Origin of the sequence: Verrucosispora sp. WMMA2121, assembly GCF_027460185.1 — a bacterium.
GTDB classification, from domain to species: domain Bacteria; phylum Actinomycetota; class Actinomycetes; order Mycobacteriales; family Micromonosporaceae; genus Micromonospora; species Micromonospora palythoicola.
In genome coordinates, this window is record NZ_JAPZBH010000004.1 from 821,586 (window position 1) to 836,230 (window position 14,645).

The following is a 14,645-nucleotide window of genomic DNA, read 5'->3' on the forward strand; positions in this document are numbered from 1 at the left end:
GTCGAGCCGGCGCGACCCGGTCAGCGGCGGGTGTGGTCGCGGAACCCCCGGCCGGTCTTGCGGCCCAGGTAGCCGGCGGTGACCAGGTGCTCCAGCAGCGGTGCCGGGGCGAACCCGGGCTCGCGCAGCTCCAGGTACAGCTCCCGCTGGATGGCCAGCGCCACGTCCAGGCCCACCACGTCGAGCAGCTCGAACGGACCCATCGGGTAGCCGCAGCCCAGCTTCATCGCGTGGTCGATGTCGTCGGTGGTGGAGTAGCTGGCCTCCAGCATCCGCACCGCGTCGTTGAGATACGGGAACAGCAGCGCGTTGACGATGAAACCGGACCGGTCGCCACAGACCACCCCGGTCTTGCCCAGCGTGGCGCTGACGGCCTGCGCGGTGGCGACGGTCTCGGCGGAGGTACGGATCGTCCGGACGATCTCCACCAGCGGCATCGCCGGGGCCGGGTTGAAGAAGTGCAGACCCACCACGTCGGCCGGGCGCTGGGTGGCCATCGCCAGCTCGATCACCGGCAACGACGAGGTGGTGGTCGCCAGCACCACGCCCGGCTTGCAGGTCTCGTCCAGGCTGGCGAAGAGGGCCTTCTTGACGCTGAGTTCCTCGACCACCGACTCGACCACCAGGTCCACGTCGGCCAGGTGGTCCAGCGTCGCCGACCAGTTGATCCGACCGAGCGCGGCATCCCGGTCGGCCTCGCTGAGCCGGCCTCGGACCACGCCCTTGTTGAGCGACGTCCGCACCGCCTCGAAGACCTTGGCCGACTGCTCCGCGCCCCGGGTCACCGACACGACCTCGTAGCCGGCGTTGGCGAAGACCTCGATGATCCCGGTCGCCATGGTCCCGGAACCCACGATGCCGACCTTGGTCACGACTGCGGGGCTCGCAAGCTCACTCCTCGCGCTCCCGATGCCAACCTTGGTAACAGCCTGGTCGGACGCCGCCGGTTCCGTCGTGGTCGGCGTCTGCTCGTCCGGTACGACCTTCGGCGAGCCGGGCCGCTCGTAGGTGTAGAAACCCCGGCCGGACTTCCGCCCGAGCAGCCCGGCGGTCACCATCTGCTTGAGCAACGGCACCGGGGCGTGCCGGCGGTCCCGGCCGCCACGCCGGTACATGGTGTCCAGGATCTCGTACGCGGTGTCCAGGCCGATCAGGTCCATCAGCGCGAGCGGACCCATGGGCAGTCCGCAGCCGAGCTTCATGGCCGCGTCGATGTCCTCGCGGGTGGCGTACCGGGACTCGAACAGGTCGACGGCGTGGTTGAGGTAGCCGAAGAGCAGGGCGTTGGCGATGAACCCGGCCCGGTCGCTGATGGTGACGTCGACCTTGCCGAGCCGCTTGCAGAGCGCCTCCACGTCGGCCACCACGTCGGCGGAGGTGACCACCGTGCGTACCACCTCGACCAGCTTCATCACCGGTGCCGGATTGAAGAAGTGGATGCCGACGACCTGGTTGGGGCGCGCGGTGGCCACGGAAATCTCGGTCACGCTCAGCGAAGAGGTGTTGGTGGCGAGGATGGCCTCGGGCTGGCAGACCCGATCCAGCTCGGCGAAGAGCCGCTGCTTCAGATCGAGGTGCTCGGGTACCGCCTCGATCACCAGGTCCACCGAGTGCAGCGCGTCCAGCCCGACGGCGAAGGTGACCCGGCCCAGCAGCGCGTCCCGGTCGGCCTCGGCGAGCTTGCCCCTGGCCACCGCCCGGTCCGTCGAGCCGGTCAGATTGGCCCGACCACGGTCGAGCGCGGCGTCGGAGATCTCCACGGCCACCACGTCGATGCCGTTGCGGGCGAAGACCTCGACGATGCCGGCACCCATGGTGCCCAGACCCACCACACCCACGCTGGTGAACTCGCGCGTCACGACCCGGCCTCCCCTGTCGGCAGCGACACGGCCGGACATTAACGGCCGCTAAGGTTATGCGCGCGAGTCTGCCATGTGACGCACCGTTGTCGAGGCGTCGTGGCACATGTCACCGATGTCCCGGTTTACCCGCCCGACCCGGTCGGCGGTCGACCGGCGGGTCGGGAGCGGACCCGGCTCAGTCGGGAGCGACCCCGGCGAGGGCGAGCAGTTCGGCGACGAACTCCGCCGGGCGCTCCAGGTGTGGGCTGTGCCCGCAGCCGGACAGCACCACCTCCCGGTAGCTGCCGCCGGTCTCGGCGTACCGGTCGAGCACCGCGCGGGTCTGCCCGATCATCGGCTGCGGTGGGCACTCCTGCGGCCCGGGCCAGCCGGGCACCACGCCCAGCGCCCCCAGTTGGGCCAGGTCGAACAGCGAGGTGTCCGAGACGATCAGGTCAGAGTCACCGCGGATCCAGGTGACCGGGGGCTTGGGTGTCACGGCCACCAGTTCCTCGGCGATCCGGAACCGCGCCAGCGCGTTGAGCACGCCACGGCCGCCCGGCGCGCTACCCGGCCAGTTCGGCGAGCTCACCGCGTCGCCGGGGTAGTTGTCCGGGCCGGTGGCGGTGGAGAGCACGCTGTCGAGCAACGGTTCCTCGTCGTCGCCGAGGCAGGCGGGGTCCGCCACGTAGGCCGCCCGCAGCACGCTGCGCGGGCTGGTCCGCGCCTCCGCGCCGCGGTCACCCGCGGCCAGCCGCGCGACGAAGTCGCCGCTCGCCGTGCCGGCCCCGGAGCCGGCCAGGTCGGGCGTGGTCGGCGTGCCGGCCAGGTCGCGGGTGGCGCCGAACCCGTACGGGGACACCGGCGCCGCGAGCAGCAGCCCGGCGATCCGGTCGGGGCGGTCCACCAGCAGGCGCATCGCCACTCCGCCGCCGAGCGAGTGGCCGACCACCACGGGCCGGACGCCCTCGGCGAAGAGCGACGGCTCGTCGAGCAACGCCGCCACGTCGTCGGCGAAGTCGGTCAGGCCCCGGGTGGCGTCGACCGGGGCGGTCTGCGTGGCCCCGTAGCCGCGCAGATCCGGCGCGACCACCCGCAGGGTCGGCGGCAGGCGGCGCACCAGCGGCTCCCAGAAGGCGGCCGAGGAGCAGTTGCCGTGCACGAGCAGCACCGGCACGCCGTCGACGGGTCCGGCCACCCGGACGGCCTGGGTGATTCCGTTCGCGGTGACGTCGCGCTGCTGGCTGTCCATCCGCGGCATGCTGCCACGATCGACACCGCCGGTCCATGTGGCCGGCACCCACGGGGCCGGGCCCCCTTGGGTGGCGGACACCCACGCGTCCTGGCCGGAACGTGTGGCCGGAAACCACGGATGCAAGCCGGCACGCGACTTCCGGGCCCGGCACGGGGATCGAGACTCGGTCGTCAGCGGTGGACGCCGACCACCACCCCGTCCGGCACGCCGGCCTGCCCGGGCACCACCGGTGTCGGGACCGTGGCGGGCAGCGGGCGGATCGGTCGTCGCTCCTGGCGCGGCAGTTCGAAGCTCAGACCCACCGGATCCGTGCGGGCCACGCCCGGGTCGAAGAACCTCAGCTCGGTACCGCCGATCCGGATCACGTCGCCGTCACTGAGCCGGACGACCTCGGTTGCCCGGAGGTCGTTCACCCAGGTGCCGTTCGTGGATCCGAGATCCACCAGGGAGGCGCCCTCACCGGCACGCCAGATCTCGACATGCCGCCGGCTCAGATGCGGGTCGTGCACCACGATGTCGACCGCCGGATCACGGCCGATCACCTGCGGCCGGCGCGGCAGCCGGAAACGCCACCCCCGCATCGGCCCGGCAGCCACCGTGAGCAGCGGCATCAGTTGCGGATGTTCCTCCATGGACGGTCAGCCCCTCCACCCGTGTGACGATCCCGGGTCAGCGTTTCACCACCGGGTGTCCACCTCCACCATCCAGCCGGATGCGTACCGGTAACCGTCCGGGTGCTTTGTGTTCACATATTCCACGGCATCCGGCGACGGAACTACCGGCCCGGACGAGAGGTTCGTCCGATTCAACCGTCCGGACGGCTGGGAGGATTCGCCCGTTTCCCCACCCCTACCGGCGAGTAATTCTCGCGTCTAGACTTCCGCCATGACGGCTGTGCTACCCCCCGGCACCCCAGCGGTCCAGGGCAACCACCTGATCTCGACCAGCCCGGCGTCCGGCGACGAAGCCGGGCGCGTCCCGGTCGCCACCACGGTCGACGTCGAACGCGCCGTCGAGCGGGCCCGCGCCGCCGGCCAGTGGTGGGCGGGGCTCGGCTACACCGGGCGACGGGAGCGGCTGCTGCGCTGGCGGCGACTGCTCGCCCAGCGGATGGAGCAGTTGGCCGCCCTGATGCACGCCGAGAGCGGCAAGCCGCTCGCCGACGCGCTCGTCGAGATCGTGACCACGGTGGAGCACGTGGACTGGGCGGCCCGTAACGCCCGGCGGGTGCTGGGCCCCCGGCGGGTCCGCTCGCGGCTCGTGCTCGCCGAGTTCTCGGCCCACCTGGAGTACCAGCCGCACGGCGTGGTCGGCGTGATCGGCCCGTGGAACTATCCCGTCTTCACCCCGATCGGCTCCATCGCGTACGCGTTGGCGGCCGGCAACGCGGTGGTCTTCAAGCCCAGCGAGTACACCCCGGTCGTCGGTCAGTGGCTCGTCGACAGCTTCGCCGAGGTGGTGCCCGAGCATCCGGTGCTCGCCGCGGTGCACGGACTCGGCGACGTCGGTGCCGCCCTGTGCCGGTCCGGGGTCGACAAGCTCGCCTTCACCGGCTCGACGGCCACCGCCAAGAAGGTGATGGCGGCGTGCGCCGAGTCGTTGACCCCGGTGCTGGTGGAGGCCGGCGGCAAGGACGCCATGATTGTGGACACCGACGCCGACCTGGACGCCGCCGCCGACGCCTGCGTATGGGGAGCGATGACCAACGCCGGGCAGACCTGCATCGGCATCGAACGCGTCTACGCCGTGGAGCCGGTCTTCGACGCGTTCGTCGACAAGGTCGTCGAGCGCGCCGGGCGGCTCACCGTCGGCCCCGACCACGCCGACATCGGTCCGATCACCATGCCCAGTCAGCTCGACGTGATCCGGCGGCACATCGAGGACGCGGTGGCCCGTGGCGGTCGGGCGGTGCTCGGTGGGCCGGACGCGGTACGCCCGCCGTACGCGCACCCGACGGTGCTGGTCGAGGTGCCGGAGGAGGCTGCCGCCGTACGCGAGGAGACCTTCGGCCCCACCCTGACCATCAACCGGGTCCGCACCGCCGACGAGGCGCTCGCCCGGGCCAACGCCCTGCCGTACGGGCTTGGTGGTTCGGTCTTCGGTCAGCGGCGCGCGGTCGCGATCGCCCGGCGGTTGCGCTCCGGGATGGCTTCGGTCAACTCGACGCTCACCTTCGCCGGCATGTCCACCCTGCCGTTCGGCGGGGTCGGCGAGTCCGGCTTCGGCCGGATCCACGGCGAGGACGGGCTGCGCGAGTTCGCCCGGGCCAAGGCCGTCACCCGCCGCCGGGGGCGTTCGCTGCTGCCGTCGACCACCTTCGAGCGCACCGAGGCCGACGTGAGCCGGCTGGTGAAGGCGGTCAAGCTGCTCTACGGCCGGTGACCGGCTAGAAGAGCGTCAGTTCGTCGCGCTCGATGCCCCGCAGCCGGTCGTAGTCGACCACCACGCAGCGGATCCCCCGGTCGGTGGCGAGCACCCGGGCCTGCGGCTTGATCTCCTGCGCGGCGAAGACCCCGGCGACCGGGGCGAGCAACGGATCACGGTTGAGCAGTTCCAGGTAGCGGGTGAGCTGCTCCACCCCGTCGATCTCGCCACGGCGCTTCACCTCGACGGCCACCGTGCCCTGGTTGGCGTCGCGGCAGAGCAGGTCGACCGGGCCGATGGCGGTCATGTACTCGCGGCGCACGAGGGTGAAGCCGTCGCCCAGTGCCTCGGGGTTGGCCGCCAGCAACTCCTGGAGGTGGGCTTCCACGCCGTCCTTGCGCAGCCCGGGATCGACACCCAGCTCGTACGAGGTGTCCTGGAAGATCTCCTCCAGGGTGATCCGCAGTTCCTCGCCGGCCTTGTTCACCACCCGCCAGACGCCCGGGGCCTCCTCCAGCCGGCACGGCGGGCTCATCCAGTTCAACGGCTTGTACGCCCGGTCGTCGGCGTGGATGGAGACCGATCCGTCCGCCTTCACCATCAGCAGCCGGGTGGCCGGCGGCAGGTGGGCCGAGAGGCGTCCGACATAGTCCACCGAGCATTTCGCAATCACCAACCGCACCCGAGCAGGGTAGCGGAGTCACCGGCCGTCGCCACCGAGCGGCGCTGGCGTGCCGGTGCCATGCTGGGCTGGTGCTCGAAGTGCTCACCGGTACCGGCCTCGCCGCCTCGGCGGGGCTGAACGCCTACATTCCGTTGCTCATCACGGGTGCGCTGGCCCGCTACACCAGCGTCATCGACCTGCCTAGCGGGTGGCAGTGGCTGGGCAACGAGTGGGTGCTGGGCATCCTCGCGGTGCTGCTCGTGGTCGAGGTCGTGGCGGACAAGGTGCCTGTGGTGGACCACGTCAACGACATGGTGCAGACGGTCGTCCGGCCGACGGCCGGCGGGCTGGCGTTCGGAGCCGGTTCGGCGTCCGAGACGGTGACGGTCAGCGACCCGGACAGCTTCTTCGCCAGTGGCGGCCAGTGGTTGCCGGTGCTGGTCGGGGTGCTCATCGCGCTCGGCGTCCACCTGCTGAAGTCGACCGCGCGACCGGTCATCAACGCCACCACGGCGGGCCTGGGCGCGCCGGTGGCGAGCACCGCCGAGGACGCCACGAGCGTGGTCATGTCGCTCGTCGCGATCATCCTGCCGGTGCTGGTGCTGGCGTTCCTGGTCGGCCTCGTGCTCGTCCTGCCGTGGCTGCTGCGCCGCCGGGCGGACCGGCGTCGGGAGCGGCAGGCGGCACGCGAGGCGGGCTTCCGCGTCTGAGCCCGGGTCGCCGGCTCGACCGAATCACCACCTCAACCCGCCCTAAAGCCTAAAATTGGGGCAATCAACGGAGGAGGTTGGGTCATGACCGCAGCAATGGAGATGCCCCGGGTCCAGGAGTGCGTGGTCGCCGCGTGCGCGTACAACCACACCGGCGACTGCCACGCCTTCGCCATCACCATCGGCAGCATGGACCACGCCCACTGCCACACCTTCATCGAGATGCCCGCCGTCCGGGCGGGTCTCGACGGGCAGATCGCCCAGGTCGGGGCGTGCCAGCGCGCCGACTGCCGGCACAACGAGCAACTGGAGTGCCAGGCACCGGCGATCCGGGTCGGCCCCGACGCCGACATGGCCGACTGCATGACCTACGACCACCGCTGAGCGTGCCGTCCGCGCGGATCCCGGCCACCCGCCGGGGTCCGCGCGTCACAGCTCGTTGGCCTGCCGGATGACGGTGACCAGCTCGTCGATGATCTCGGTGAGCGCGAAGTCCTTCGGGGTGAACACCCGGGCCACCCCGGCCGCGCGCAACTTCTCGGCGTCCCGGGCGGGAATGATGCCGCCGACCACCACCGGCAGATCCGGTCGGCCGGCGGCCCGCAACCCGTCGAGCACCGCCGGCACCGCCGCCAGGTGCGAGCCGGAGAGCACGGAGAGCCCGACCAGGTCCACGTCCTCCTCGACCGCGGCGGCCACGATCTGCCCGGCGGTGAGCCGGATACCCTGGTAGACCACCTCGAAGCCGGCGTCGCGGGCGCGGACCGCGATCTGCTCCGCGCCGTTGGAGTGCCCGTCCAGGCCGGGCTTGCCGACGAGCAGTCGCAGCCGCGCGTTGCCCAGTTCGCGGGCGGTGGCGGCGACCCGGGCGCGGACCTCGGCCAGCCCGTCGTCACCGCCGCTCGCGGACCCGCCCACCAGGCCGGTGGGTGCCCGGTACTCGCCGAAGACCTGGCGCAGGGTCGCCGCCCACTCCCCCGTGGTCACTCCCACCCGAACGCACTCGAGCGTGGCCGTCATCAGGTTGGCCGTGGTCGCGGCGTCCGCGCGCAGCCGGGCCAGGGCGGCGTCCACCGCCGCCGCGTCGCGGTCGGCCCGCCAGGCGCGTACGGCCGCCGAGGCGGCGATCTCCACGGCGGGGTCGACCTGCTCGACCGCCTCGGCACCGGCGGCAGTCAGCGGCGACGGTTCGGTCTCGGTGAACCGGTTGACGCCGACCACCACGTCGCTGCCGGCCTCGATCCGTCGCCGCCGATCGGCCAGGGAGGCCACCAGGGCGCTCTTGAGGTATCCGGTCTCCACGGCGGCGACCACGCCGCCCATCTCCAGCACCGTCGCCAGCTCGGCCCGGGCGCCGGTGACGATCTCGTCGACCAGCGCGGTCATCACGTGCGAGCCGTCGAACAGGTCCGGGTACTCCAGCAGGTCCGACTCGTAGGCGAGCACCTGCTGCATGCGCAGCGACCACTGCTGGTCCCACGGTCGGGGCAGGCCGAGCGCCTCGTTCCAGGCCGGTAGCTGCACCGCCCGCGCCCGCGCCTGCCGGGAGAGGGTGACCCCGAGCATCTCCAGCACGATCCGCGGCACGTTGTTCTCCGGCTGCGCCTCAGTCAGGCCGAGGGAGTTGACCTGCACGCCGTACCGGAAGCGGCGCTGTCGCGGGTCCGTCACGCCGTACCGGTCGCGGGTGAGCTGGTCCCACAGCACGCCGAAGGCGCGCATCTTGGCGATCTCCTCGACGAACCGCACCCCGGCGTTGACGAAGAACGACATCCGCTGCACCACCTCGCCCATCCGCATCGCCGGCACCTGGCCGCCCGCGCGCACCTCGTCGAGCACCGCCACCGCCGTGGCCAGCGCGAACGCCACCTCCTGCACCGGCGTGGCCCCGGCCTCCTGGAGGTGGTACGAGCAGATGTTCACCGGGTTCCAGCGCGGCATCTCGCGCAGCGTGTACGCGATCACGTCGGCGGTCAGTCTCAGCGAGGCGGCCGGCGGGAAGATGTGCGTCCCCCGGGAGAGGTACTCCTTGATGATGTCGTTCTGGGTGGTGCCGGCACAGCGGGCCGGTTCGGCACCCTGTTCGGTGGCGACCGTGCCGTAGAGGCCGAGCAGCCACATCGCCGGCGCGTTGATGGTCATCGAGGTGTTCATGTCGGCCAGCGGAATGCCGTCGAAGAGCGCCCGCATGTCACCCAGGTGCGACACCGGGACGCCGACCCGACCGACCTCGCCGGTGGCGAGTTCGTGGTCGGGGTCGTACCCGGTCTGGGTGGGCAGGTCGAAGGCGACCGACAGGCCGGTCTGCCCCTTGGCCAGGTTGCGACGGAAGAGCGCGTTCGTCGCGGCGGCCGAGGAGTGCCCCGCGTACGTCCGCATCACCCAGGGACGGTCCCGCTCCGGCAGCCGGCCCATGAGTGCCTTCTCGTCCATGGCCGGGAGTCTAAGTTACCGTTCAGTAGAACGGGTTGTGCAAAACCACACAGCCTCCGCCACCCCCGGTGCGGACGCCGGGTCACGGCGGGCCGCACACTTGACGGCATGAGTGACGACGTCGCGATCCGCGTCCGAGGGCTGCGCAAGACGTACGGCGGCCCTCCCGCGGTCGCCGGGCTGAACCTGGACGTCCACCGGGGCGAGGTGTTCGCGCTGCTCGGGCCGAACGGCGCCGGCAAGACCACCACCGTGGAGATCCTGGAGGGCTACCGCCAGCGCGACTCCGGCGAGGTACGCGTTCTCGACGTCGACCCGGCCAACCCGACGCGCGACTGGCGGGGGCGGGTCGGCATCGTGTTCCAGGGCACCGGTGAGTTCGACGAACTTTCCGTCGCCGAGGTGGTGCACCACTTCGCCGGCTTCTACCCCGACGCCGACGACCCCGACAAGGTGATCGAACGGGTCGGGCTGACCGCCAAGGCCCGCGCCCGTACGCACACCCTCTCCGGCGGGCAGAAGCGCCGGCTCGACGTGGCGCTCGGCATCATCGGCCGCCCGGAACTGCTCTTCCTGGACGAGCCGACCACCGGCTTCGACCCGGAGGCCCGGCGGGAGTTCTGGGAGCTGATCCGTGATCTCGCCGCCGCCGGCACCACGATCGTGTTGACCACGCACTACCTGGACGAGGCCGAGGCGCTCGCTGACCGGGTGGGTGTGATCGCCGGCGGCCGGCTGGTCGAGGTCGCCGCACCGAACCAGCTCGGCGACCGGCAGGAGGCGCTGGCCACGGTCTCCTGGCGTACTCCGGACGGCACGCTGGACAGCACGCAGAGCGCGACGCCGACGGCGCTGGTGGCGGACCTCGCCGCGCGGTTCGGCGGCGAGGTGCCCGGCCTGACCGTCACCCGACCCACTCTCGAGGACATCTACCTGACGATGATCGGACACCGATGACCACCACGACGAGACCGGCGGAGCCGGTCACCGCCGCGGCTCCGGCCCGGCGGAGCGGTCCGGCCGGCCTCGCCCTGCGGCAGGGGCGGCTGGAGATCCGGCAGTTCCTGCGCAGCCGTGAGTCCGTCGTGTTCACGCTGGGCTTCCCCCTCATCATGGTGCTGATCTTCGCGTCGATCTTCGACGAGGAGATCACTCCCGGGGTGAGCTACACGCAGTACTTCATCACCGGCATGATCGCGACCGGCCTGATGACGGTCAGCTTCCAGAACCTCGGCATCTGGATCCCGATCGAGCGGGACCGGGGGGTGCTCAAGCGCTACCGGGGCACGCCGATGCCGAAGTGGGTCTGGTTCGCCGGCAAGGTGATCATGGTGCTGGTGACCGGCGTCGTGATGACCGCGCTGCTGCTCGCGGTGTCGGTGACGCTGTTCGACCTGGAGCTGCCGACCACCACCACGGCCTGGGTGACCTTCGGCTGGGTCAGCGCCCTGGGGGTGACCGCCTGCACGCTCTGCGGCATCGCCATCTCGTCGCTGGCCCGCACCGCCCGCAGCGGCTCGGCGGTGGTCACCCCGGTCGCGCTGGTGCTCCAGTTCATCTCCGGGGTGTTCTTCGTCTTCACCAACCTGCCGAGCTGGATGCAGCAGGTGGCGGCGCTGTTTCCACTCAAGTGGATGTGCCAGGGGCTACGGGCGGTCTTCCTGCCGGAGAGCTTCGGCGCGGACGAGCCCGGCGGCTCGTTCGAGCTGACCCGCGTCGCCGTGGTGCTGGGCGTCTGGTGCGTGATCGGCCTGGTGCTCTGCCTGACCACCTTCCGGTGGACCACCCGCCGCGACGGCTGAGCCACGGGGAGGGCCGCACGGCCCTCCCCACAGCTGCGTCAGTACGAGTAGAAGCCCTGGCCGGTCTTGCGGCCCAGGTCACCGGCGGTGGCCATGCGCTGCAACAGCTCCGGCGGGAAGAACTTCTCGTCGGCCGTGTCGGTGTAGATGTTGCGCGTCGCGTTCAGCAGCACGTCGACACCGGTCAGGTCGACGGTGGCCAGCGGGCCCATCGCGTGCCCGAAGCCGAGCCGGCAGGCGGTGTCCAGGTCCTCGGCGGAGATCACGCCGGCCTCGACCAGCTTGACCGCCTCCATGGCCAGCGCGCAGATCAACCGGGTGGTGACGAAGCCGGCGATGTCGCGGTTCACCACCACGACGGTCTTGCCGATCTCCTCGGCGAAGGACCTCACCCGCTCCAGGGTGGCGTCGCTGGTCTTGTAGCCGCGCACCAGCTCGCAGAGCTTCATCATCGGCACCGGAGAGAAGAAGTGGGTGCCGACGACCGCCTCCGGACGCTCGGTGGCCGTCGCGATCTGGGTCACCGGGATCGCCGAGGTGTTGGTGGCCAGCACCGCGTCCGCCTTGCAGATCTTGTCCAGCGCGCGGAACACCTCGTGCTTGATCTCCAGCTTCTCGAAGACCGCCTCGACGACGATGTCCGCGTCGCCGGCCGCCTCCAGCTCGGTGGTGGTGGTGATCCGCGCGAGCGCCGCCTCGACCTCGTCGCCGGAGAGCTTGCCCTTCTCGGCGAACTTCGTCAGCGACCGCCGGATGCCGTCCAGACCACGCGTCGTCGCCGTCTCGTCCAGATCCCGCAGCACCACCTGCCAGCCGGCCTGCGCCGCCACCTGGGCGATGCCCGAACCCATCAGACCGGCACCGATGACCGCGAGTCGACCCGCCATGCTGCTACTCCCTCGCTGCGAATGAGTGTCTGCCTGCACCCTAGTCGGCGAGCCTGAACGATGGCTAAGTCGCTCAGATGGTCAGCTCGGGTTCCTCCGGCGCGGTCGCCCGCTCCACCTCGATGCCCAGCGCCCGCAGGTCGGCCACGAAGTCGGGATAGCCCCGGTCGACGTGGTGCACGTGGGACACCTCGGTCACCCCGTCGGCACAGAGTCCGGCGATGATGAGCCCGGCGCCGGCCCGGATGTCGGTCGCGCGCACCGGCGCGCCGGAAAGCTGCTCCCGGCCGCGTACCACCGCGTGGTGCCCGTCGGTCTTGATGTCCGCGCCCAGCCGCATCATCTCGTTGGCGAACATGAACCGGCCGTCGAAGATGTTCTCGGTGATCAGCGAGGCGCCCTCGCTCAACGCCGCGAGCCCGATCGCCATCGGCAACAGGTCGGTGGCGAAGCCCGGATAGGGCAACGTCACCACGTCCACCGCGCGGGGTCGCTCGTCCATGCGTACCCGGAAGCTGTCCGCCCGGGTCTCCACCGTGCCGCCGGCCGTCACCACCTTGTCGAGCGCGACCTCCAGGAACGCGGGATCGAGGCCGGTCACGGTCACGTCGCCACGGGTCATCGCCGCGCCGAACGCCCACGTTCCCGCGACGATCCGGTCCCCCACGGTGGCGTGCCGGACCGGACTCAGCCGAGGTACGCCGACGATGGTGATCGTCGAGGTGCCCTCGCCGTCGATGAGCGCACCCATCCGCTGGAGCATCGTGCAGATGTCGACGATCTCGGGCTCCCGGGCCGCGTTGTCGATCACGGTGGTGCCCTCCGCCAGCACCGCCGCCATGACGAGGTTCTCGGTCGCCCCGACGCTCGGGAAGTCCAGCACGATCTCCGCGCCCCGCAGCCCGTCCGGGGCCGAGGCGATCACGAAGCCGTGCTCGCCGGAGATGTCGGCACCCATCCGGGTCAGCCCGGAGATGTGCATGTCCAGACCCCGGGAGCCGATCGCGTCACCGCCCGGATGGGCCACCCGCACGTACCCGCGTCGGGCCAGCAACGGACCCAGCACGCAGATCGACGCCCGCAGCCGGCGGACCAGGTCGTAGTCGGCCTCGACGCCGGGCTGCTCCGGCACGTCGATGGTGACCGAACGGGACCGGGCCACCCCGCCGACCGCCACCATCGGGTCCACCGGATCGTCGGCGTCGAACCGTACGCCGCAACCGAGGCGGCGCAGTACCTCACCCATGATCGCGATGTCGGTGATCCGGGGCACATTCGTGATCACCGTACGACCGGGCGCGAGCAGCGCGGCGGCCATCAGCTTCAACGCCGAGTTCTTCGCACCGACCACGTGCACGGTGCCGGCGAGCCGGGCGCCGCCACGTACCCGGATGACGTCGACGTCGGCGATCGCGGCGTCACCGGCGTCACCCGGGCCGACGCCCGCCGGCCAACCCGCGCCGGCATCCGGTCGGGCCGGGATCGTCAGGTCCGGTATCCGTAGGCTGTGCGTCATGGCCGTCCACCTCACGCGCATCTACACCAAGGCCGGCGACGCCGGCATGACCAGGCTGAGCAACAACGAGCAGGTGCCGAAGAACGATCCACGGATCGCCGCGTACGCCGACGTCGACGAGTGCAACGCCGCACTCGGCGTGGCACTCGCCCTGGGCCAGCTACCCGACGGGCTCCGCGCGGTGCTGGCGTCGATCCAGAACGACCTGTTCGACGTGGGCGCCGACCTGTCCACGCCCGTCGAACCGGACCCGAAGTACCCGCCGCTGCGGGTGACCGAGGAATACGTCGAGCGCCTCGAGGGCTGGTGCGACGAGTACAACGCGCGCCTGAGCAAGCTCGACTCCTTCATCCTCCCCGGCGGCACCGCGGGCGCGGCGCTGCTGCACGCGGCGCGGACGATCGCCCGGCGCGCCGAGCGGTCGGCGTGGGCCCTCATCACCCACGACCCCGACCGGACCAGCCACCTCCCGGCCAAGTATCTCAACCGGCTGTCGGATCTGCTCTTTATCCTGTCAAGAACGGCAAATCCGGACGGAGACGTGCTATGGGTGCCCGGCGGAGGCCGGTGACCTTCGGTGCACTGCACCACGTGGAGGTCTGGGTACCCGACCTGAACGCCGCAATGCGTAGCTGGGGCTGGCTGCTCGGCGAGTTGGGCTGGACGTCGTTCCAGCAGTGGCCGGTCGGTCACTCCTGGCGACTCGGCCCGACATATCTGGTACTGGAGGCATCACCCGCACTCACCGGCACCCGTCACGACCGACGCGCCCCGGGCCTCAACCACCTGGCCTTCCACGCCGGCCCGACCGCCGCCGTGGACCGGCTGGTCGAGCAGGCGCCGGCGTACGGCTGGGAGCTGCTCTTCGCCGACCGGCACCCGTACGCCGGCGGGCCCGACACGTACGCCGGGTATCTGGCGGACGGGCAGGGGTACGAGGTGGAGTTGGTGGCCTCGGGCTGAGCTGTCCTGTGCTGCGCTTCGGGGTGGTTGCGGTGGGGGGCTGGGGGCGACCGTGCCCGGCTTCGGGCGGTCAGGCTTGATCCCTGCGCCGGGCACGGTCGCCCCCAGCCTGACCTGGTCGGTCCCCGCCCGGGCGTGGGCGTTGAGCCAGCCCGGGTGGGTTTGACTGTCGGCTGTCTGTTGTCTGTTGTCCGCTGGACAGTTCAGTTT

14 protein-coding genes are annotated in these 14,645 nt (G+C 71.2%); 7 read left to right on the forward strand and 7 right to left on the reverse strand.

What is annotated here, in order from left to right:
• Positions 1-20: 20 nt before the first annotated feature.
• From O7605_RS04490 to O7605_RS04500, 3 genes are all read right to left on the reverse strand, one after another.
• Positions 21-1,859 (reverse strand): 3-hydroxyacyl-CoA dehydrogenase family protein, encoded by a 1,839-nt coding sequence (locus O7605_RS04490; protein WP_269738040.1) that lies wholly within the window; start codon positions 1,857-1,859, stop codon positions 21-23.
• Positions 1,860-2,037: 178 nt separating this feature from the next.
• Positions 2,038-3,102, reverse strand: a complete 1,065-nt coding sequence (locus O7605_RS04495; protein WP_443083868.1) for an alpha/beta hydrolase — start codon at positions 3,100-3,102, stop codon at positions 2,038-2,040.
• A gap of 164 nt (positions 3,103-3,266) precedes the next feature.
• Entirely contained in the window at positions 3,267-3,728 is a 462-nt protein-coding gene (locus O7605_RS04500) for an FHA domain-containing protein (protein WP_269738042.1), read from the reverse strand.
• Between the two features lie 253 nt (positions 3,729-3,981).
• Here O7605_RS04500 and O7605_RS04505 point away from each other — a divergent pair, with 253 nt between their 5' ends.
• Complete coding sequence (locus O7605_RS04505) at positions 3,982-5,478, forward strand: aldehyde dehydrogenase family protein (RefSeq protein ID WP_269738043.1); 1,497 nt, start codon at positions 3,982-3,984, stop codon at positions 5,476-5,478.
• 4 nt (positions 5,479-5,482) lie between these two features.
• Here O7605_RS04505 and nucS read toward each other — a convergent pair whose 3' ends face one another.
• A complete protein-coding gene (nucS, locus tag O7605_RS04510; protein ID WP_269738044.1) occupies positions 5,483-6,142 on the reverse strand; it encodes an endonuclease NucS in 660 nt (219 codons plus the stop codon).
• Positions 6,143-6,213: 71 nt separating this feature from the next.
• Here nucS and O7605_RS04515 point away from each other — a divergent pair, with 71 nt between their 5' ends.
• Together O7605_RS04515 and O7605_RS04520 are read left to right on the forward strand one after the other, a co-directional pair.
• Positions 6,214-6,834 carry a DUF4126 domain-containing protein gene (locus O7605_RS04515; RefSeq protein ID WP_269738045.1) on the forward strand — a complete coding sequence of 207 codons (621 nt, stop codon included), beginning with the start codon at positions 6,214-6,216 and terminating at the stop codon, positions 6,832-6,834.
• 84 nt (positions 6,835-6,918) lie between these two features.
• Positions 6,919-7,218, forward strand: coding sequence for a DUF1540 domain-containing protein (locus O7605_RS04520; RefSeq protein ID WP_210830096.1), 300 nt, complete (start codon positions 6,919-6,921; stop codon positions 7,216-7,218).
• A 45-nt stretch (positions 7,219-7,263) separates the two neighbouring features.
• On the opposite strand, the gene O7605_RS04525 is transcribed toward O7605_RS04520, so the two are convergent.
• Positions 7,264-9,267, reverse strand: coding sequence for a protein meaA (locus O7605_RS04525; protein WP_269738046.1), 2,004 nt, complete (start codon positions 9,265-9,267; stop codon positions 7,264-7,266).
• Positions 9,268-9,375: 108 nt separating this feature from the next.
• On the opposite strand from O7605_RS04525, the gene O7605_RS04530 reads away from it, so the two are divergent.
• Positions 9,376-10,224, forward strand: coding sequence for an ABC transporter ATP-binding protein (locus tag O7605_RS04530; RefSeq protein ID WP_269738047.1), 849 nt, complete (start codon positions 9,376-9,378; stop codon positions 10,222-10,224).
• On the forward strand, positions 10,221-11,069 hold the full coding sequence (locus tag O7605_RS04535) for an ABC transporter permease (RefSeq protein WP_269738048.1): 849 nt from the start codon (positions 10,221-10,223) through the stop codon (positions 11,067-11,069). The genes O7605_RS04530 and O7605_RS04535 overlap by 4 nt, the downstream gene beginning before the upstream one ends.
• Before the next feature lie 38 nt (positions 11,070-11,107).
• Here O7605_RS04535 and O7605_RS04540 read toward each other — a convergent pair whose 3' ends face one another.
• Complete coding sequence (locus O7605_RS04540) at positions 11,108-11,956, reverse strand: 3-hydroxyacyl-CoA dehydrogenase family protein (protein ID WP_269738049.1); 849 nt, start codon at positions 11,954-11,956, stop codon at positions 11,108-11,110.
• A gap of 73 nt (positions 11,957-12,029) precedes the next feature.
• Positions 12,030-13,472, reverse strand: coding sequence for a UDP-N-acetylglucosamine 1-carboxyvinyltransferase (gene murA / locus O7605_RS04545; protein WP_269738050.1), 1,443 nt, complete (start codon positions 13,470-13,472; stop codon positions 12,030-12,032).
• Here murA and O7605_RS04550 point away from each other — a divergent pair.
• Entirely contained in the window at positions 13,471-14,043 is a 573-nt protein-coding gene (locus O7605_RS04550) for a cob(I)yrinic acid a,c-diamide adenosyltransferase (RefSeq protein ID WP_164447635.1), read from the forward strand. The genes murA and O7605_RS04550 overlap by 2 nt on opposite strands.
• Positions 14,019-14,435 carry a VOC family protein gene (locus O7605_RS04555; RefSeq protein WP_269738051.1) on the forward strand — a complete coding sequence of 139 codons (417 nt, stop codon included), beginning with the start codon at positions 14,019-14,021 and terminating at the stop codon, positions 14,433-14,435. The genes O7605_RS04550 and O7605_RS04555 overlap by 25 nt, the downstream gene beginning before the upstream one ends.
• Positions 14,436-14,645: the final 210 nt, after the last annotated feature.

Bases quoted from the DNA above. Each gene is read 5' to 3' on its own strand.
- O7605_RS04520 (WP_210830096.1), top strand. From the start codon at position 6,919: ATGACCGCAGCAATGGAGATGCCCCGGGTCCAGGAGTGCGTGGTCGCC.
- O7605_RS04505 (WP_269738043.1), top strand. From the start codon at position 3,982: ATGACGGCTGTGCTACCCCCCGGCACCCCAGCGGTCCAGGGCAACCAC.
- O7605_RS04530 (WP_269738047.1), top strand. From the start codon at position 9,376: ATGAGTGACGACGTCGCGATCCGCGTCCGAGGGCTGCGCAAGACGTAC.
- O7605_RS04495 (WP_443083868.1), bottom strand. From the start codon at position 3,102: ATGCCGCGGATGGACAGCCAGCAGCGCGACGTCACCGCGAACGGAATC.
- murA (WP_269738050.1), bottom strand. From the start codon at position 13,472: ATGACGCACAGCCTACGGATACCGGACCTGACGATCCCGGCCCGACCG.
- O7605_RS04535 (WP_269738048.1), top strand. From the start codon at position 10,221: ATGACCACCACGACGAGACCGGCGGAGCCGGTCACCGCCGCGGCTCCG.
- O7605_RS04500 (WP_269738042.1), bottom strand. From the start codon at position 3,728: ATGGAGGAACATCCGCAACTGATGCCGCTGCTCACGGTGGCTGCCGGG.
- O7605_RS04525 (WP_269738046.1), bottom strand. From the start codon at position 9,267: ATGGACGAGAAGGCACTCATGGGCCGGCTGCCGGAGCGGGACCGTCCC.
- O7605_RS04540 (WP_269738049.1), bottom strand. From the start codon at position 11,956: ATGGCGGGTCGACTCGCGGTCATCGGTGCCGGTCTGATGGGTTCGGGC.
- O7605_RS04555 (WP_269738051.1), top strand. From the start codon at position 14,019: ATGGGTGCCCGGCGGAGGCCGGTGACCTTCGGTGCACTGCACCACGTG.
- O7605_RS04550 (WP_164447635.1), top strand. From the start codon at position 13,471: ATGGCCGTCCACCTCACGCGCATCTACACCAAGGCCGGCGACGCCGGC.